This is a genomic window from Salinigranum salinum, assembly GCF_009176545.1.
In the GTDB taxonomy this organism is placed as follows: Archaea; Halobacteriota; Halobacteria; order Halobacteriales; family Haloferacaceae; genus Salinigranum; species Salinigranum salinum.
In genome coordinates this window covers 66,410-85,182 of the sequence record NZ_VTOJ01000001.1, presented here as the reverse complement: position 1 = coordinate 85,182, position 18,773 = coordinate 66,410, and the positions used below count along the sequence as shown (strand labels likewise).

At 69.0% G+C, this 18,773-nt stretch carries 18 protein-coding genes; 3 read left to right on the top strand and 15 right to left on the bottom strand.

The annotated features are described in order from the left end of the window. Window positions 1–10: 10 nt before the first annotated feature. From FZP69_RS00380 to FZP69_RS00360, 5 genes are all read right to left on the bottom strand, one after another. Window positions 11–1,042 carry an ABC transporter ATP-binding protein gene (locus FZP69_RS00380; RefSeq protein ID WP_152039422.1) on the bottom strand — a complete coding sequence of 344 codons (1,032 nt, stop codon included), beginning with the start codon at window positions 1,040–1,042 and terminating at the stop codon, window positions 11–13. Further along, a complete protein-coding gene (locus FZP69_RS00375) occupies window positions 1,039–1,845 on the bottom strand; it encodes an ABC transporter permease (RefSeq protein WP_152039421.1) in 807 nt (268 codons plus the stop codon). The genes FZP69_RS00380 and FZP69_RS00375 overlap by 4 nt, the downstream gene beginning before the upstream one ends. After that, window positions 1,820–2,734 (bottom strand): extracellular solute-binding protein, encoded by a 915-nt coding sequence (locus FZP69_RS00370; RefSeq protein WP_152039420.1) that lies wholly within the window; start codon window positions 2,732–2,734, stop codon window positions 1,820–1,822. Before FZP69_RS00370 ends, FZP69_RS00375 begins: the two co-directional genes overlap by 26 nt. A 162-nt stretch (window positions 2,735–2,896) precedes the next feature. Continuing rightward, window positions 2,897–4,321, bottom strand: a complete 1,425-nt coding sequence (locus FZP69_RS00365) for a DHHA1 domain-containing protein (protein WP_152039419.1) — start codon at window positions 4,319–4,321, stop codon at window positions 2,897–2,899. Between the two features lie 150 nt (window positions 4,322–4,471). Next, entirely contained in the window at window positions 4,472–5,968 is a 1,497-nt protein-coding gene (locus tag FZP69_RS00360) for a helix-turn-helix transcriptional regulator (protein WP_152039418.1), read from the bottom strand. A 173-nt stretch (window positions 5,969–6,141) separates the two neighbouring features. Here FZP69_RS00360 and FZP69_RS22205 point away from each other — a divergent pair, with 173 nt between their 5' ends. Further along, window positions 6,142–6,492 carry a hypothetical protein gene (locus tag FZP69_RS22205; RefSeq protein WP_192918402.1) on the top strand — a complete coding sequence of 117 codons (351 nt, stop codon included), beginning with the start codon at window positions 6,142–6,144 and terminating at the stop codon, window positions 6,490–6,492. 63 nt (window positions 6,493–6,555) lie between these two features. On the opposite strand, the gene FZP69_RS00350 is transcribed toward FZP69_RS22205, so the two are convergent. Genes FZP69_RS00350 through hemC form a run of 3 tightly spaced genes read right to left on the bottom strand, consistent with a single transcriptional unit; the run spans window position 6,556 to window position 9,322 of the window. Further along, window positions 6,556–7,299: a uroporphyrinogen-III synthase gene (locus FZP69_RS00350; protein WP_152039417.1), complete on the bottom strand. Its 744-nt coding sequence runs from the start codon at window positions 7,297–7,299 to the stop codon at window positions 6,556–6,558. After that, window positions 7,296–8,243: a uroporphyrinogen-III C-methyltransferase gene (gene cobA / locus FZP69_RS00345; protein WP_275689329.1), complete on the bottom strand. Its 948-nt coding sequence runs from the start codon at window positions 8,241–8,243 to the stop codon at window positions 7,296–7,298. Before cobA ends, FZP69_RS00350 begins: the two co-directional genes overlap by 4 nt. Beyond that, window positions 8,240–9,322 carry a hydroxymethylbilane synthase gene (gene hemC / locus FZP69_RS00340; protein ID WP_152039416.1) on the bottom strand — a complete coding sequence of 361 codons (1,083 nt, stop codon included), beginning with the start codon at window positions 9,320–9,322 and terminating at the stop codon, window positions 8,240–8,242. Before hemC ends, cobA begins: the two co-directional genes overlap by 4 nt. Before the next feature lie 135 nt (window positions 9,323–9,457). On the opposite strand from hemC, the gene FZP69_RS00335 reads away from it, so the two are divergent. Beyond that, a complete protein-coding gene (locus FZP69_RS00335; RefSeq protein WP_152039415.1) occupies window positions 9,458–9,883 on the top strand; it encodes a hypothetical protein in 426 nt (141 codons plus the stop codon). Between the two features lie 63 nt (window positions 9,884–9,946). Here the strand turns inward: FZP69_RS00335 and FZP69_RS00330 are convergent, their stop codons facing one another. Next, on the bottom strand, window positions 9,947–10,582 hold the full coding sequence (locus FZP69_RS00330; protein WP_152039414.1) for a hypothetical protein: 636 nt from the start codon (window positions 10,580–10,582) through the stop codon (window positions 9,947–9,949). A gap of 186 nt (window positions 10,583–10,768) precedes the next feature. On the opposite strand from FZP69_RS00330, the gene FZP69_RS00325 reads away from it, so the two are divergent. Then, window positions 10,769–12,154 (top strand): MATE family efflux transporter, encoded by a 1,386-nt coding sequence (locus FZP69_RS00325; RefSeq protein ID WP_152039413.1) that lies wholly within the window; start codon window positions 10,769–10,771, stop codon window positions 12,152–12,154. Window positions 12,155–12,218: 64 nt separating this feature from the next. Here FZP69_RS00325 and hemL read toward each other — a convergent pair whose 3' ends face one another. From hemL to FZP69_RS22930, 6 genes are all read right to left on the bottom strand, one after another. Then, a complete protein-coding gene (gene hemL / locus FZP69_RS00320) occupies window positions 12,219–13,556 on the bottom strand; it encodes a glutamate-1-semialdehyde 2,1-aminomutase (protein ID WP_152039412.1) in 1,338 nt (445 codons plus the stop codon). 180 nt (window positions 13,557–13,736) lie between these two features. Then, complete coding sequence (locus FZP69_RS00315; protein ID WP_152039411.1) at window positions 13,737–14,084, bottom strand: P-II family nitrogen regulator; 348 nt, start codon at window positions 14,082–14,084, stop codon at window positions 13,737–13,739. After that, complete coding sequence (locus FZP69_RS00310) at window positions 14,081–15,406, bottom strand: ammonium transporter (protein ID WP_192918551.1); 1,326 nt, start codon at window positions 15,404–15,406, stop codon at window positions 14,081–14,083. The genes FZP69_RS00315 and FZP69_RS00310 overlap by 4 nt, the downstream gene beginning before the upstream one ends. 584 nt (window positions 15,407–15,990) lie before the next feature. Beyond that, window positions 15,991–16,350 (bottom strand): P-II family nitrogen regulator, encoded by a 360-nt coding sequence (locus tag FZP69_RS00305; RefSeq protein WP_152039409.1) that lies wholly within the window; start codon window positions 16,348–16,350, stop codon window positions 15,991–15,993. Next, entirely contained in the window at window positions 16,347–17,729 is a 1,383-nt protein-coding gene (locus FZP69_RS00300) for an ammonium transporter (RefSeq protein WP_152039408.1), read from the bottom strand. The genes FZP69_RS00305 and FZP69_RS00300 overlap by 4 nt, the downstream gene beginning before the upstream one ends. Before the next feature lie 295 nt (window positions 17,730–18,024). Beyond that, window positions 18,025–18,729, bottom strand: coding sequence for a plastocyanin/azurin family copper-binding protein (locus FZP69_RS22930; RefSeq protein WP_240137402.1), 705 nt, complete (start codon window positions 18,727–18,729; stop codon window positions 18,025–18,027). Window positions 18,730–18,773 lie beyond the last annotated feature (44 nt).

Below are 18,773 nucleotides of genomic sequence, written 5' to 3'. Positions count from 1 at the left end.
CGGTCGACGGTCAGTCGAACACGTGTACTGCCGTCGGCGCGATGGCGACGTGGACCGTCGTTCCCGGCTCCAGCCCCAGGCGCTCGACCGTTCGGGGGCGAACCCGCGCGGTCAGTTCGACGTCGCTCGACGCGACCGCGAGCGACAGCCGGTACTCGTCACCCTCGTTCAGACGGCGCGTGACCGCCGCTTCGAGGCCGCCCGCACGCGGCTCCCCGACGAGCCGCAGCCGTGACGGGCGGACGCACGCCGTCACCCACGTTCCGACCGGCCGGTCGGTCTCCGCTCGGAGGACGTGGTCGCCGACGCGGAGCGCGGATTCACCCTCGTGCGTCGTCACCCGCGCCTCGAACACGTTCTCGCTGCCGGTGAACCGGGCGACGAACGCGTTTCGGGGACGGTCGAGGATCTCCGTCGGCGTCCCGACCTGCTCGACGCGACCGTCACGGAGGACCGCGATCCGGTCGCCGAGGACGGTCGCCGCGCGCTGGTCGTGAGTGACGTAGACGACCGGGATCGACAGCGTCCGGAACAGGTCGTGGAACGCGTCGCGGAGTCGGCGGCGGATGGGCGCGTCGAGGCTCGACAGCGGCTCGTCCAGGAGGAGCGCGTCGGGATCGGCCGCGAGCGTCCGCGCCAGCGCGACCCGGCGCTGTTCCCCACCGGACAGCGACGGTGGCCGCCGGTCGAGCACGTCCTGGATCTCCAGCAGCGCCACGAGGTCGGCGACTCGCTCCGGATCCGTGGCCGCGTAGGCGACGTTCTCCCGGGCGGTCATGTGCGGGAAGAGCGCACCGTCCTGGAACACTACTCCGACCCGTCGCGCTTCGAGCCGCCGCCCGACCAGCGATCGGCCCCCGAGCGAGACGGTCCCCGCGTCGGGCTGGACGATCCCGGCGATCAGCGAGAGGAGCGTCGTCTTCCCGCTCCCCGAGGGTCCGAGCACGGCGAGCACCTCCTCTGCGACCGAGAGGTCGACGGGGCCGAAGTCGAAACCGGGGTACGACCTGGCGAGCCCCGTCACATCGAGCGGTCCGCTCATGCGGGCGTGCTCCCGAGCGCGTTGAGGACGACGAGCGTCGCGACGGCGACGCCGACGAGTACGACGGCGATCGGGAACGCCTCGTCCAGCCCGAGCGTCGTGAACGAGACCCAGATCTGCACCGGCATCGTCCGCGGGTAGTACGCGAGCATGATCGTCGCCCCGAACTCGCCCATCGCCCGCGCGAACGCCAGCGTGATCCCCGCGAGGACCCCCGGCCACGCGAGCGGGAGCGTCACCCGACGGAACGTGGTGAACCGGTGCTTGCCGAGCGAGCGCGAGGCGTACTCGAGGTGCCGGTCGACGCCCTCGATTGCGGCCTTCGCGGTGACGACGACGAACGGCGAGGCGACGAACGTCTGTGCGAGCACGACGCCCGCCAACGACCGCGTCAGCGAGAGCCCACTGGCCGCGGCCGCGCTGCCCACGAGCGTGTTGGGTCCGACCACGGTCAGGAGCACCATCCCGCTCACGATCGGCGGGAGCACGAGCGGGAGCACGACGAGCGCGGTGACGAACGTGGTGATCCGTCCGTCCGTCCGGGCGAGCCAGTACGCCAGCGGGAGGCCGAACACCGTCGCGATCAGCGTGCTCGCGGTCGCCCCGAGCACCGACGTCCAGGCGGCGGCGCGGACCTCGGGTGTGGCCAGTCGCGCGGCGACGGCACCGGGCGGCTGTGTCACGACCAGCGAGACCAGCGGCACCACGTAGTAACAGAGCAACACCGCGCCGAGGAGGAACGCGACGGACAGCCAGTCGAACCGCCCAGTCGCGGCCTCAGCCCGCGAGCCCGTCCGGAACATTCCCCGTGTACCGTGGGTAGTCGTCGGGCACCACGAGACCGAACTCGCGGAGGTACGCTCCCGTCGTCGCCGCCTCGAACACGTCGTCGACCGTCGGCGACCGGTGTCGGATCGTCGCCCCGTAGCTGACGGGGCCGCCGCGCACGACTTTTCCACCGGGGAGCCGGTACGTCGCCGTGGCGTACCGATCGACGAACGCCGGGTCGCTCAGGTCGATCTCCGGCGGCAGCTCGACGTAGTCGTACCCGCGTTCGACCGCCATACTCCGGTAGGTGACGGCGGCGTCGATCGATCCGGTCTCGAACTGGCTGACGAGCTGCGTCTCGGGGTACACCTGGTCGCGGCGGGGGATCGCCTCCCGGAGGTCGACCGCGGTTCCGTAGTAGTCGGTCGCGAGTTCGAGCACGAAGAGCGTGCGGTAGCCGAGCGGGTCGAGATCCGGATCCGTCCGACCCAGCGAGAGCTCGCCGTCTCGGAGCGGCCGATACCACTCGTCGGATCCGGCGGCCGCGAGCCGCTGGCCACCGTCGGAGTCGGAGTCGTACGCGATCACGACCGAGTTCGTCGCGAACTCCGCGTACCACGACGGTCGCAGCGGCGAGTCGAAGAGCGCGATGTCGGCCAGGGCGACGATGTCGGGGTCCTTCTGTCCCTCCGCGACGAGCCGTGCGACCGTCGCGGAGCCGCGGGCTTCGACGTCGAGCGTCGCGTCGACGTCTCCCCTGAGCCCGTTCTCCAGGGCGTTGTTCAGGCTCCCGGCGGCGAGCATCGACACCCGTTCCGAGCGGGGTCCAGCTACGTTCAGCACGCCCGTGCAGCCGGCGATTCCGCCGATCCCCGCGGCGACTCCGGCGAGGACGTGTCGACGACCGGCCGACGGCTGTTCCATACTGTGAACCGGATGTGATTCACAAAAAAGCTTGTTGTAATCAAATGCAGTTACTCTCTCGGTCGGCGCGCGCCAGTAGTCTCCACTCGTCCCGTCTCCGGTTCGCCCTGTCCCCGTCACGTCGCGCGGTCTCGGACGCACGACACCGTCGCGTGAACGAGCTTACAGCTGTTCGCCGACGATGCGGTCGGCGTGGGTGACGAACGCCTCGCGTGCGTCGGCCGGGATGGTCGCGCCGGCAGCCACGTCGTGTCCGCCGCCGTCGCCGCCCACGGCGCGAGACGCCTCGCGCATCACGGCGGAGAGATCCAGCCCCCGGCGGACGAGCGCGTGCGACCCGCGTGCGGAGACCTTGAGCTCCCCGTCGCCGGCGTCGGCGAAGGCGAGGATCGGCAGGTCGTGCCGGACGCCGCTCGATCCGACTGCCATCCCGGCGACGATGCCGACGATTGTCTCGCGGATTCGTGACCCCGCATCGAACCACTGGACGTGCTCCTCGACGGTGACGCCCTCGGTCTTCACCCACTGCAACCCCTCGGAGAGGTTGCGTCGGTGGGTCCGGAGGAGGTGTCGCGCCCGGTCGAGCGCCGGGCCGCGGTCGCCGAGACAGACGGCCAGGCCGACGTCGGCTCGCTCGTACCGGGCGGTCGCGTTCAGCACCGTCGAGAACTCGCTCACGTCCCTGAGTTCGGTCCCCGGCTCCTCGTCGGGCAGGACGTACGTCGTCCCGACGAGCGCGTTGATCCGGTCGGCGGGGACGCCCCGCGAGATGGCGTGCCGGAGGAGCGCGTTCACGAGCGTCCGTCGTTCCTCGCCGGTCAGATCGACCCATCGCCGCCACTCTCCGTCCCTCTTCAGGTCGAGGTCGAGATCGGCCAGAAACGACACCGCCCCCGCCTCGTCGTTCGAGATGCCGGGGATGCGCGCCTCGCTCGCGTACTCGAGGAGCTTGGGGAGTGGTCGGGTCTGTCGGCCGTACAGCAGCAGATCCGTCTCCTCCGACAGGACGCCGGCTGCCACCCCCTCTCGAACGATGGCCTCGTTCGCCCCCGACAGTCCCCCGTCGCCGTCCTGCATGTCTCCCACGGCACCGACGACCGCCAGCCCGGCCAGGTCCCGGTTCGACTCGCCCCCGAGCGCCCGCGCGAGCACGTAGCTCGCGCCCGCGCCGGACAGCTCCGAGGCCCCGTCGATCCCTTCGAGTAGCGGGTTGAGGTGGTACTCGGTGTCGGCGTCGGCTGGCTGGTGGTGGTCGGCGATCACGGGCGTGAAGTCGGCCTCGAACTCGGTGACGATGTCGAGCTGGCCGCTGCCGAAGTCGGTGAACAGGACGGTGTCGTAGTCGGCGGCGGCGAGCCGTTCGATCGCCGCCCGGTCGAGCTGCTTCTCGAACACCGTCTCGACGGCGATGCCCGCACGTTCGAGCGCACGCGACGCGATGGCTGCGCTCGTGAGCCCGTCGGCGTCGATGTGTGACGCGAGGAGCACCCGGTCGGCGTCGTGGAGGTGATCAGCACAGGCAACCGCCCGGTCGTGGAGTGCCGGGACCGGCCCGCGCTCCGACTCGACGTCGACGTCGGCGTTCATAGACGCTCCTTACTGCGGGATCACGTATAAACCTCTGTCTCCCCGCTCGACCGCCTTTGCGGTTCCTACCTCCCGGTCAGTGACGCTACTCGGGCTCGGACTCCGTCGCGTTTGCGCCGGCTCGGCGGCCGACGAGACTTTCGCCGGTGGTCACTCCGACTCCGTCGGTTCGAACGGCGACCCTGCTCCCTCCGGCACCGCGTCGGGGTGGGCGATGAGGTTCTCGCGTCCGATGGTGATCTTCTCGATCGAGCCCTCGTCGGCCATTTCCGAGAGAACCCGGCTCACCTTCGACTTCGACCAGCCGGTCTCCTCGACGATGACCGACTGTCGGACTCGGCCACCCCGGTCGTCGACGATGGCGTGGACGCGCTGCTCGTCGCTCAGCGCGTCCGAGGGATGCATCGACGTGTCCCGCACCGTCGCGTCCTCGGTGTCATCCGCCGATCCGTCGTCGCCGTTGCCCAGCAACGACTCGCCCCGTCGGTGGACGAACACGCCACCGAGTGCGAGCGAGATGCCGACGACCAGCGCGACGATGACGGTCGGATCGACGTCGGGCGTGCCGAACCCGTCCGAGCCGCCGGAGACCGGGTCGCTCCCGTTCGCGATCTCCGCGCCGTCGCTCTTACCGTCGCCGTCGGTGTCCGCCCGGGTCGGGTCGGTTCCGAACTGGTTCACCTCGCGTCCGTCGACGAGACCGTCGCCGTCCGTGTCGGCCTCCGTCGGGTTGGTCCCGTACCTTTCGACCTCTGCCGCGTCGTCGAGGCCGTCGCCGTCCGTGTCGGGCGCCGTGGGATCGGTCTCGTGGACGTTCACCTCGGGGCCGTCGTGGAGGCCGTCGCCGTCCGTGTCGGCCTTCGTCGGGGACGTCTGGTGGACGTCCACTTCGGGACCGTCGGCGAGGCCGTCGTCGTCCGTGTCGGTGTTCATCGGGTCGGTTCCGTGGGTCGTGACCTCGACGCCGTCGTCGAGACCGTCGCCGTCGGTGTCGATCTCCATCGGGTTGGTACCCTGATCGTTCACCTCGACACCGTCGGCGAGGCCGTCGCCGTCCGTGTCGGTGTTCGTGGGATCGGTCTCGTACGTGTTCACTTCGGGACCGTCGGCGAGGCCGTCGCCGTCGGTATCCGGCACGGTGTGGTCGGTTCCGATCGTCAGTTCCTGTCGGTTGCCGAGCCCGTCGTCGTCTATGTCGCCGGCGGCGGTGAGCACCCGAATCGATCGGCTGGCCTGCACAAGGGGTTCGTTCCGCGACGTCGTGACGTCCGCCCGGCGGACGCTCACGGTCAGTCGCTGTGTCCCCGTGACGTTCTCCGGCATCCTGTCGAGCCCCACCGTGACGTTCTCCCGTGTGTCCGTGCCGATGATGCGCTGGCAGCCGAGGTCGATCGACTGTCCGGTGCTCGTCACCCCGAAACAGACGTCGTACGCGTCGGAACCCGTCTCGATCGACGCGGTGACGTCCACCGGTCGCCACGCTGCGACCGACGGCTGGTCCCCACCGGTGACGACGCCCGGACCGGCCACTGTGATGCGATCGACCACCACCGGACCGGCACCCGAGACCGGGACAGCACCAGCTAACACGAGCGCCACGACGACTATCGCGGTCACTCGGGACGAAACGGCAGTTCGTGTGCTCATTCGACCCCCCTCAACGTATATTCAATTACACGTGATTTAATGGTTCGTTTATCGAGCGGCTAAGCTCGACCGTTCTCGCCCGAAACCGCCGAAACAGTCCCGTTTCATCGAGAGAACAGTCGGGACGATCGCCCCGGCTTTTACCCGCTCCGTCTGTCGGTCTCGCCTGCGACATGACCGAGAAAATCATCTCTCGACGGACGTTCGCTGCCGGCGTAACTACCACACTGGCCGCAGCCGTGGCCGGCTGTTCGGGCACGGGCGACGACAGTACCGGCGTGACGAGCACCGAGGACGGCACCGCGGCGAACCAAGACGGCAGCGGTGGTTCGTCCGGTGGATCGTCTGGCGGGGAGTCGACGGAGACAGAGACAGCGACGGAGACAGAGACAGCGACGGAGACAGAGACGGAGACGGAGACAGAGACAGAGACGGAGACGGAGACAGCGACCGAGACCGAAATGACAGAGATAAACGAGACAGCGACAGAGACCACCGAGACGACGACGGACGACTCGGCCTGACGAGACACGCCGTCAGTCCCCACCCCTGACGTCCGGCTCGGCCCTCAGTCTCCGTTTTTTGGCTCAGTCGTGGTACGTCGGTGCCGCCCGTTCGACGACCAGACACACGAGCGCGTCGAACGCGGCACGGTCGGGAACGACGTCGACGTCGATCCCGTTCGCCGCCGCGGTCTCTCGCGTCGGTTCACCGATCGCGCCGACGACGGCGTCGTTCAGCCCCGCGACGGCCGCCTCGCGGACCCCCCGCTCCGCCGCCGCCGAAAGGAAGTTCTCGACCGTGAGCGACGAACTGAAACAGACCCCTTCGAGTTCGCCCCCGGCGGCCATCTCGGTCGACGCTCCGGCTCCCTCTGGTCGTACGAGCCGGTAGAGCACCGTCTCGTGGACCTCCGCGCCGGCCGCACGGAGTCCATCGAGGAGCACGTCGCTCCCGTGATCGGATCGGGCGACAGCGACGCGCTCGCCCGAGACCTCGTCTCGGAGGAGGTCGACGAGGCCCGCCGACGAATACTCCGCGGGGACGCGGTCGACGTGCCACCCCGCCGTGCGGGCGGCGTCGGCCGTCGTCGGCCCGATACAGACGAGCGTCGCCTCTCCGGGCGTCCAGCCGGCCTCGGCGAGGAGCTCCGCACCCGTCTTGCTCGTGAGCACGACGTACGACGCCTCCTCGGGGCGGTTTCCGGTCGGTTCGACCGCGAGCATCGGATCGGCCACGGGCGTCGCCCCGAGCGACTCGAGCAGTTCGACCGCGTCGGCGAGTCGTTCGTCGGCCGGGCGGAACACCGCGACGCGCACCTCCTGGCTCATCTGTCTTCCCCGTCTGTCGGCGCGTCGGTGTCGCCGGTGCGAAGGAACGCCTTCACCCGATCGCGCGTCGCCGCGACCGGGCCGATGACGGTGATGGCCGGTGGTTCGATTCCCGTCGCGTCGCGGACGTCGACGATGGTCTCGAGCGTTCCGGTCGCGACCCGCATCTCCGGCCAGGTCGCCCGTTCGACCAGCGCGACGGGCGTCTCGGGGGCCATCCCCGACTCGCGGAGTGCGGTCGTGTAGTCGGGGAGTTTCCCGACCCCCATCAGCACGACGATGGTCCCGCCGGTGGCGGCGAGCGCCTCCCAGTTCACGGCGGACTCGTCTTTCGTCGGGTCCTCGTGCCCGGTGACGAACGACACCGACGAGGCGTGGTCGCGGTGTGTGACGGGGATGCCGGCGACGCTGGGGCCCGCGACAGCCGAGGTGATGCCGGGGACGACCTCGAACGGGATCCCCTCGCGCGCGAGCCGTTCCATCTCCTCGCCACCGCGCCCGAAGACGAAGGGGTCGCCACCTTTCAGCCGGACGACGTGCTTGCCCTCGCGGGCGAGTTCGACCAATCGCCGGTTGGTGTACTCCTGTGGCGTCCACTCGCCCCCGGCGCGCTTGCCGACGTCCTCGCGTCGGTCCTCGGGGACGAGTGCGATGATCTCCGGCCCCGGGAGTTTGTCGTGGAGGACGACGTCGGCCTCGTCGAGCAGGCGGCGTGCCTTCACGGTCATGAGCTCGGGATCGCCGGGACCGGAGCCGACGAGCGAGACGTGGCCGGTCGCCGTCGATCCCTCTGCGGCGTTCGACTCTCTCGATCCCTCTGCGGCGTTCGACTCTCTCGATCCCTCTGCGGCGCTTGACTCTCTCGATCCCTCTGCGGCGCTTGACTCTCTCGATCCCGCCGAGGCGCCCGACTCCTTCGACCCTGCCGACGTCCGGTCGCTCATTCGTTCGCCTCCGCCGCCCGCTGGATCAGGTCGGCCGCCCCGCGCTCGCGGAGCGCCGCGGCGAAGTCGGCGGCCGCCGTCGCGTGTTTCTCGACGGGGAGGTCGCGCGACCCCTCCACCAGCTCCCCGTCGGGGCCGAACACCTGGGCCCGGACGTGGACGTACGACCCCTGGAGGACGGCGTAGACGCCGATCGGGGCGATACAGCCCCCACCGAGCTCGGCGAGGAGAGTCCGCTCTACCGTGGTCTCGACCCGCGTTCGCGGGAAGTCGAGCTGCTCGTTGAGCTCCTCGGCGCGTGCCGTGGCCGTCACGGCGATGGCCCCCTGCCCCGGCGCGGGGACGAACGTCTTCGTCGGCAGGCGACTGAACTCGACGTGGTGGTCGAGCCCGCTCCGCCGGAGGCCCGCCTCCGCGAGGACGATGCCGTCGTACTCGACGTCGGGTTCGCGGCCGAGGGCGTTCCGTTCGAGCTCCGTGAGGGAGTCGAACCACTCCTCTGGCCGCCGGTCGTACGCGGGCTCGTAGTCGTCCTCACCGATGTGCCCCTTCCGGTCCTCGTCGGCTTCGACGCGCGCCTCGTGTTCGGCCTGCAACGACGGCGCAAGCAGCTTCTCGACGCGCGTGTCGACGTTCCCCCGGAGCGGCTCGACGGTCAGGTCGGGGCGAGCGTCGAGTAGCTGTGCCCGGCGGCGGAGCGAGGACGTCCCGACCGTCGCCCCCTCGGGAAGCTCGTCGAGGTCGACGCCGTCGGGCGTCACGAGCACGTCGTTGGCGGGGCCGCGTTCGAGGACGGCGGCGACGACGAGCTCGTCCGGCGCGTCGGTGGGCATATCCTTCATCGAGTGGACCGCGGCGTCGACCTCTCCCGCGAGGATCCGCTCGTCGAGCGCGCGGACGAACGCCCCGGTCTTCCCCAGCCGGTGGATGAGTTCGTCCGTGATCCGATCGCCCTCCGTCTCCACCTCGACGAGTTCGACCTCGTACCGGCGGTCCTTGAGCGCCTCCCGTACGCTCGCCGCCTGCCGCAGGGCGAGGTCCGACCCGCGTGTCGCCAGTCGGAGCGTCCGTCTACTCATACGCGAGGATGTGCGACCGACCGTGAAAAGCGCACCACTTCGGTCGGCGGCCGGGTCGGTACGTTCTTGTCGGCCCGTCGTGACTCCCGACCGTGTCCCGCCGCGTGATCACGTCCCGTCGTCCGCCGATCCGCGATGGCGCCTGACTGGCTCGACCCCGTGGCCCGGGAGGTCGGCGAGTTCCTCCGGTTCGTCCTCCTCTGGGCGGGGCTCGGGCCCGCGGTCGTCCCGCTCCAGACCGTCGTCGGCACGCTCACCGGTGGACAGGCCCCGCGGTGGCTCGTGCCGGTTGGCGCAGCGGTCGCTGCGACGGCCGTCTACTGGGTCGCCGGGCGTGTCTCCTGGCGGCTCGTCGGGCGTGTCTGGGTCGTCGGCATCGCCGTCGCCGTCCTCTCGGCGGTCGGGTTCGTCTTCCTCTCGCTCGACGCGGGCACGGGGCTCGTCACCGGCGCCGTCGTCCTCGGCTGGTGGCTCCTCTCGCTCGGCCTCGCCGTCGTGCTCACCTCGCCGACCGCGTGGCGGCGGGCCCGCGACCGGGTGCTCGTTCGCCCACGGTCGTAGCGAGCGGTCGCGCCCTGACCGCTTCGATCCGTTCCCGTCGGTTCCACCGCTTCTCCCTCGTCGTCAGGGCGTCCCGAGCGCCTCGTGTCGGCGGTAGAGGTAGTACAGCGAGAGCGGGACGCTCACCACGAAGTTCGTCACGAGCACGGCGACCACGGCCAGGAGGCTCCACAGCACGGGGTCGGGTGTCCACTCGCCGTCGAGCGCCTCGATCGCTCTGGCGTCGACATACGTCGCCACGGGGAACATGATTGCGACGACCAGTCCCACGATCCCGAACAGGCTCGCGACCGTGCCGAGCACGAGGAACGTCGAGAAACTCGCCAGGCCGCTCAGTCCGACGACGTCGAGGAGCCCCGCGAAGAGGAACAGCCCGGCGGCGACCGCCCCGCCGACGAGCGCGATGAGGAAGTAGACGGGGACCGCCGCGATCCAGTACCACCAGCGAGAGTCGGCGTCGGCCTCGGGGAGGAGGTCGTCGAGCGTCCGCCGGAGGCTCTCGGTGGTCGTCTCCGGCGCGTCGGACCCGGCTGTGTCGGTCGACGCGGACACGGCGTCGGGACCGTCCCCGCCGGTGTCGTCGACCGTGCCGCCGTCGTCGGTCGCTCCGGTCGGGGCGTCGAACTCGACGGGGTGGTCCGTCCCGTCGCTCACGCCGCCGTCGTCGATGTCGTCCGGTTCGTCGGCTGGAGGGCTCACGTCCGACTTCACGACGCGGCGGTACTCAACTCTCACGGTGGCATCGTCGTACGGTCTCCGGTCGGATCACGTCGTCGGACGCGCCGTCATCCTCTTCGTCCACCGCGCGTCTCCGTTTCGTCTCCCGCCCGTCTCGTTTGCTCCTACCGGCGTCTTGTTGCGCGTCGCTCCCGACCGACGAACTGGATGGTCCCGTTCTCGACGCGGCTCCGCGCCCTCTGGCGGCGAACGATCGGACTGGGGTGGCCGATCGCCGTCCAGCAGACGCTCAACACGCTGATGCGGACGGTCGACATCGTCGTCACCGGCTTCTTCTCGCCGGCCGCCGTCGCCGCGATCGGACTGGCCGACCTCTACGCACAGATCCCGCTCCGCATCGGACTGGGCATCGGTGCCGGCGGGATCGCGCTCTCGAGCCAGGACACGGGACGCGGTGCCGACCTCAGCCGCGACCGTGCGGTCACACAGGCGCTCCTCATCGGCGCGCTCGCGGGGCTCCCGTTCGTCGTCATCGGGGTGGTGTTCGGCCCCGTGTTGATCGACCTGCTCGGCGCCGAACCCACGGTCGTCCGACTGGGGGGGACCTACCTGACGATCGTCTTCGTCGCCGCACCGATGCGCATCCTCGGGCTCGTCGGTGCGCGCGCCCTGCAGGGTGCGGGCGACACGCGGACGCCGATGCTCGTCAACGGCGGGGCGAGCGTGCTCAACATCCTCCTGACGGTCGGGCTGGGGCTCGGACTCTGGTTCGCCCCCGCGCTGGGGATCGTCGGTGTCGGCATCGCCACCGCGGTCAGCCGGACCGTGGAAGCGGTCGCGATCACGGCGGCGATCGCCAGCGACCGAACCCCCGTCTCGCTGTCCCGCCCGCGAGATCTCACGATCACCCGACAGCTCGTCGCCGTGAGCGTCCCGACCTTCGCGGAGGGGATGAGCACCTCGGTCGCGAACTTCCCGTTCAACGCGCTGTTGTTGCTCTTCGGGACCGAGGTGAACGCGGCGTATCACATCGGCCGCCGGCTCTATCAGCAGCTCACGGGGCCGTTCTACCGCGCGTTCAGCACGGTCACCAGCATCGTCGTCGGCCAGACGCTGGGCGAGGGCGACGTCGACGGCGCACGCGCCGCCGCGCGCGGCATCCTCGCGCTGAGCCTCGGGACGCTCGGCACCGCCGGCGTCGTCCTGTTCGTGGCCGCCGAACCGCTCGTGGGGTTGTTCACGCGCGACGGAACGACGATCCGCCACGCCGTCGCGTTCACCCGTGTCTTCGCCGTCTCGACGGTCTCGTTCGGAGTGTTCTTCCCGCTGGCCGGCGCGCTCCGCGGTGCGGGCGACACGCGGACCCCGTTCTACGCCAGACTGCTCGGCTCGGCCGTGTTCCTGCTCGGCACGTCGTACCTCCTCGGCGTCACGCTCGGCTACGGGTTGCCGGGAGTGCTGGCCGGACTCGCGCTCTCGTACGTCTGCTGGGCCGTCGTCGTCGTCGTGGGGTTCCGTCGTGGCGGCTGGGCGGAGACGGCGACGGCGATGATCGCCGAACGGTCGGAGCGAGACGAACCGACTCGTGGGTAGCCCGTCTCCAGTCCGGATTCGAAGCGCGGGCGCGGGTTCGTCTCCGACCGCCGAGTCGCCGACCTCAGAGCACCTCCTTGTACGCCTCCAGCGTCGCCTCGACGTCCTCGTCGGTGTGGGCGTAGGAGACGAACTGCGACTCGAACTGGTTCGCTGTGAGGAAGATCCCTCGATCCTTCATCTCCTGCCAGAAGATCCGCTCCCACCGCTCGGTCTCGGCGTCGGCGACGTCGTGTCCGGTCTTGGGGCAGTAGTCGTACCGCGGGCAGTCCGTCCGCTGTTCACACCCGCTCGAACACTGGTCGCCGAGGCTGCTCGGCCCCTCGCGCGTGAAGACGGTCTTGAACATGGAGTCGGTGCCGACGACGGTGTACTCGGGGGCGCGCTCCTCGCAGAGGTCCGTGATCCCCGCCCGGAGCGTCTCGCCCAGCCGATTCACGTGGTCGTACACGTCGTTCTCGGCGGCGTACGTCAGGTAGGCGTGTCCCGCCGCCATCGTCACGGGGTGGCCCGAGAACGTGCCGGACTGGAAGACGTCGCCTGCAGGCGTGAACGACTCGATGATCTCGGCCTGGCCGCCGATGGCGCCGACGGGGAAGCCGCCGCCGACGATCTTCCCGAACGTCGTGACGTCGGGGGTCACACCGAGTTTCGACTGCGCACAGCCGAGGCCACCCACGCGAAAGCCGGTGATGACCTCGTCGAACACGAGGAGCGAGCCGTGGTCGTCACAGAGCTCTCGAAGGGTCTCGTGGTAGCCCGTGATCGGCTGGACGATGCCGTAGTTGCCGAGGATCGGTTCGACGAGGACGGCGGCGATGTCGTGGCCGTGCTCCTCGAAGACCGCCTCGATCGCGGCCTCGTCGTTGAACGGCACCGGGAGGGTGTGTTCGGCGAACGACTCGGGGATGCCCGCCGTCGACGGTCGGGGGTTGTCGGGGCCGCCCTCGACGAGCGTCGACTCCTGGGCCCCGTGGTAGCCGCCCTGCATGACGACGATCTTCTCCCGTCCCGTGTAGCCACGCGCGAGGCGCACGGCGGAGACGGTGGCTTCGGTCCCGGAGTTGACGAACCGGATCATCTCGACCGACGGGACGTGGCGGGCGACGAACTCCGCGTGTTCGACCTCGATCTCCGTGGGAGCGCCGTACATCGGTCCCTCCGAGGCGTACGACTGGACCGCCGCGCGCACGGGGTCGGGCATGTCGTGGCCGTACAGGAGCGGGCCGTAGCCCATCACGTAGTCGAGATAGCGGTTGCCGTCGGCGTCGACGACGTGGGCACCGTCGCCGCGGTCGACGAAGAACGGGTACGGTCGGGTCGCGCGGACCGACGAGTTCACCCCGCCGGGGATCACAGAAAGTGCCCGGTCGTACAGCGCTCGTGAACGGTCGTGGTTCACTGGCGGACACCGCCGGTTCGATGGGACGTGTTCATGATCCCCGCTTCGACGGGCCCCGACTTGGTAGTGTCGGGCGCGTCCGCGTACCGTCGATGGATCTCCTCTCACGTCACGCGTCGCGGGTGCGGTCGCTGACGGCGCGGCGGTGGAAGAAAACGAGGGGGTCGGTCGCGGTTCCGTTCAGACGGCCTCGGGGCCGCGCTTGCCGGTGCGGATCTGGATGGCGTCGGTGACGGGGAGGACGAAGATCTTGCCGTCGCCCTTCTCGCCGGTGTTGGCGGCGTCGGCGATGGCGTCGACGACGTCGTCGGCGGGGATGTCGGCGACGACGCACTCGACCTTGACCTTCTGGTGGAGGTCGACCGTGTACTCCTCGCCACGCCACTGGCCCTTCTTGGCCGGCTGAGACCCTCGTCCCGAGACGTTCGTGACCGTCAGTGAGGGTGCGCCCACCTCGGCGAGCGCCTTCTTCACGTCGCCGAGCTTCTCGGGACGGATCATCGCGACCACCATTTCGATCTCGCTCATTCTTCTGAGCCTCCGTCGGGACGGACGCTGGAGTCGAACTCAAAGCTACCGCCGTCAGCAGCGACGTCTGGCTTGCCGAACTCGGGGTAGGTGTCGACGCCGTGCTCGGAGGAGTCCAGCCCGGCCTGTTCGTGTTCGGGGGTGACACGCGCCTGTCCGATCGACTTGAGGACCGTGAAGACCACGGCGGTCGCGGCGAACGTCCAGAGGGCGATGACGACGACGCCCGTGACCTGGTTCACCAGCGTCCCCACGGAGAAGCCGCTCGTGCTGAAGAACGGGAACAGCAGCGCACCGAGCACACCAGCGGAGCCGTGGACGGGGAAGACCGCACAGACGTCGTCGATGTTGAGGCGCTTCTCGACGAACTCGAAGACGATGGGGAGCTGCGCACCGGCGAGCAGGCCGATGACGAGCGCGCCGGGCCAGATGACCGCGTCGGTCACCGAGGTGATGCCGACGAGCCCTGCGAGGAGACCGTTGGCGACGTAGAGCGTGTCGACCTTGCCGGTCTTCATCGTCGAGAGTGCCGCGGCGCCGATGGCACCGGCACCCATCGCCAGCGTCGTCGTGAGCGCGACGCGGCCCACGTACGAGAACGAGCCGAGGGTGACGCTGCCGTCGTCGGCCATCGCGAGCGGCGCGGCGGCCGTGCCGACGTTGAAGCCGTACCAGCCGAACGCGAGCACGAGCGTGCCGAGGACGGCGAACGTCAGCGAGTGACCGGGAATAACGTTGACGGAGCCGTCTTCGTTGAAGCGGTCCATCCGCGGGCCGATGACCCACGCCGCGGTGAGGCCGGCGATGCCGCCCATCCCGTGGACGATCATGCCGCCGGCGAAGTCGTGGAAGTCGACCAGGAAGCCGCCGGCCCACGTGAGACCGGTGACGACCGGATAGATGACAGCCGCGAGCAGGATGGTGTAGGTGACGTACGCGCGGAGCTTCGCGCGGCCCGCCACCGCCCCCGAGACGATGGTCGCGGCGGTCATGGCGAAGACGGCACCGAAGAGCCAGCCGACCCACGCCGTGGTTTCACCGGGGTACCAGACGTCCGTGAACGATCCCATGACGGAGTACGATCCGCCGCCGGTGAGTCCGCCGACGAGGGTCGAGACCCCGGCCCCGACGAGGAAGAACACGATCACGCCGACGGACCAGGTGAGCAGGTTCTTCGTCAGCTGGTTGGCGACGTTCTTCGAGCGCACCTGTCCGGCTTCGAGCATGGCGAAGCCGGCGTGCATGAAGAAGATGAGGAACGTGACGGTGAGAACCCACACGAGGTTCACCGCCTCGACGACGGCCGACAGGTCGGACTGCATGAGGAGTTCGTTCATTCGGACGATACCTCCGCGAGTGGTGCAACGGTGGTGCTTGGACAGTCGTTCATGATTTACACTGATTTCCGCGGTTTTCTCCCGCGGATCACGTCGGTAGCTATTCACATCGGGGCATATAAGGGTTAGTCTTTACAAACGTGGATATATCTCTCCCTTAATGGTCATCCGTCTAATCTGGAATCAAATATATGGTGTATAAGGTCATATTCCTCGCACTCTCACGGCAGGTGTTGCCACAGAACTGGACGTTCGTACACGGTCGTCGATCCCGGCTCGCGGCGCGTGTCGGGGCTGTCGACACGGATCGCCCGCTCGTCGCGCCCCTCGCCGCGTGGGTCCGACGCCCGGGTTCGTCGCGGCCGCTTCGTTCCACTCCGTGTGTCCCGGCGGTGACGACGTGGACCGATCCCACCGGCCGAACAGTCGATCCGCAGACAGCGACAGCTCGCTCTCGATCCACCGGATAACAGCGGTCGGCCCGGGCTCGCCCGGTTCCGGGCGACGACACGTGGTTCTCCGAACGACGCACGACCGCTCCGAAAAGGAGTCCCGTCGGTCTCGCGGCTTCAGACCGCGTCGACGCCGCCGGTTCCCGTGCGGATCTGGATGGCGTCGGTGACGGGGAGGACGAAGATCTTGCCGTCGCCCTTCTCGCCGGTGTTGGCGGCGTCGGCGATGGCGTCGACGACGTCGTCGGCGGGGATGTCGGCGACGACGCACTCGACCTTGACCTTCTGGTGGAGGTCGACCGTGTACTCCTCGCCGCGCCACTGGCCCTTCTTCGCGGGCTGTGAGCCGCGACCGGAGACGTTCGTCACCGTCAGCGACGGTGCGCCCGTTTCGGCGAGCGCCTGTTTGACCGCGCCGAGCTTCTCGGGACGGATCATCGCCACGACCATCTCGATGCCACTGTCGTTCTCGCTCATTCGTCGACACCCCCGTCAGTGCGGGTCCCGCCGTCGGCGCTCATGGCCGGCCCCTCGCGGCCGCCAGTGCTGCCGACGGTGAACTCGGGGTAGACGGAGACGCCGTGTTCGCTCTCGTCGAGCCCGATCTCCTCCTCCTCGTCGGAGACGCGGAGCCCGAACAGCGCCTCGGCGATCGAGAACGCGACCATCGTCGCGAGCACCGTCCAGACACCGATGACGACGACACCGACCACCTGCATGATCAGCTGGTTGACACCGAGGAACGTGTAGCCGCCCGTCGCGGTGACGCCGAACACCGGAATGAGGATGGTGCCGATGGCACCCGCGCTGCCGTGGACGACGAAGACGCCACAGACGTCGTCGATCTTCAGCGAGTCGACGACCCAGCGGAACGTCGGCAGCACAAGCGCACCGGCGATCCCGCCGAGGATGACGCCGCCCCACCACGTCACGTGAGGGACTGCGCCGGTGACGGCGACGAGTCCCGCCAGGAGGCCGTTGGCCGTCCACAGGGGGTCGGGCTTGCCCTGCCAGCTGGCCGAGACGATCATGGCGGCCACGCCGCCAGCGGCCATGCCGAGCGTCGTGTTCAGGACGACCTGGCCGAGCGCGCCACCCATGAACGTGAGGCCGCCGTCGCTGGCGGAGAGCACCGTCGCCTGCGTCCCGACGTTGAAGCCGTACCAGCCGAACGCCAGGAAGAGCGTCCCCAGCACGGCCAGGAGCATCGAGTGTCCCGGAATGGGCTGGGAGTTTCCGTTCGCGTCGAAGCGGCCCTTCCGCGGACCGACCATCTTCGCGCCCACGAGCCCCGCGAGGCCGCCGACCATGTGGACGACGGTCGCGCCGGCGAAGTCGAGGTAACCCGTGCCGAGCGCCTGACCGATGTACCCACCCCCCGAGAGGAGGCCACCGGCCCACGTCATCCCCGTCACGACCGGGTAGATGACTGCGGTCATCGCCGCCGCGATGAAGACGTACGCCGAGAAGTTCATCCGGCCCGCCACGGCACCGGAGACGATGGTGGCGGCGGTCATGGCGAACACCGCGCCGAAGAACCAGCCGATGTACGCCGTCGGATCGTTGATGTACGCGAACGCGCTCCCGATACTGAACCCGCCGGGACTGGTCAGCCCGCCGACGATGGAGCTGATGCCGGCCCCGATGATGAAGAACACGAGGACGCCGAGCGTCCAGTCGGTCATGTTCTTCATCAGGACGTTGCCGACGTTCTTCGCCCGCACCTGCCCCGATTCGAGCAGCGCGAAGCCCGGCTGCATGAAGAAGATCAGGAAACAGACGACGAGGATCCAGACGTTGTTGACGCCGTTGGCGATGGTCCCCGCGTCGAGTTGCAAGAGCAGGTCGACCGTCATGAACCTGCCCTCCGTCTCACACGTTTGTCTACTTCTACGCCGATTTGGCTTTGGTCAGTGTACCACATCACGGTTCGACGGAAAGAACAGGTAATATATAAATTACTGGGTTAACAAATGCGCGTATTGCTACTGTTCGGTAGACGATCGTCAGATTTGGGGTACAATACAATGTGTATAAGGTCGTTCTCTGTGGCGTCTCCGCGCAAATGTTGCGCGAGTATCTTGACGCGCGTCCACCCTCGTTCGACGACGACGACGGCCGTCGCTCGCGCGCATCCGACTCCGGACGGGCTTACACGTTCGACTCCCAGTCCGCCCACGCGATCTCGCCCTCCTCGACGATCCGCGCCGAGTCGGGCAGCGGGAGGTCGGGGTTCTCGGAGTCCTCGGCCGGGCCGTCGGGGCTGCCGACCACGATCCGACCGATCATCCCCACCATCTTGTGGGGGATGCAGTAGTAGTCGTGCGTGCCGGGGGTCTCGAACGTGACGTTCCGGAACTGACCGACGTCACCGAACGTCCCGGTGTTCCACGCGGGCGCCCCCTCGGGGATCCGCCGGCTCAGTGCGTTGGCGTTCGACGGATCGTACGCCGTCGCCGAGTGCGCACCGCTCACCAGCTCGAAGGAGACGGTCTCGCCGGGTTCGACGTGGAGTCCGACGGGGTCGAAGTAGAGCTCGGTGTACATCCCGACGGTGTAGTCGCCCCGTTCGGTCGCCGGTCCGGGAGTTCCTCCCCCGGCGTCGGTGTTCGTCGGCGTCGGGCTGTCGGTCGTCTCCGGGGTCGGCGTCGGGGTGGGTGTCGTCGTCTCGGCCGTACCGCCGCTGGCAGTGTCGGCCCCACCGCCACCGGCCGCCTCCGACCCATCGCTCCCGGCCGTCTCGGTCCCTCCCGACCCGCCGGCACAGCCGGCGAGACTCGCGACGGTGGCCACGGCCGCCAGGCGCTTGAGTGCGGTTCGTCTCGTCGTCGGTGTCGGATCGTCTGCGTCTGTCACGTATCGTAGTCCTGTCACGTATCGTAGTCCTGTCACGTGTCGTC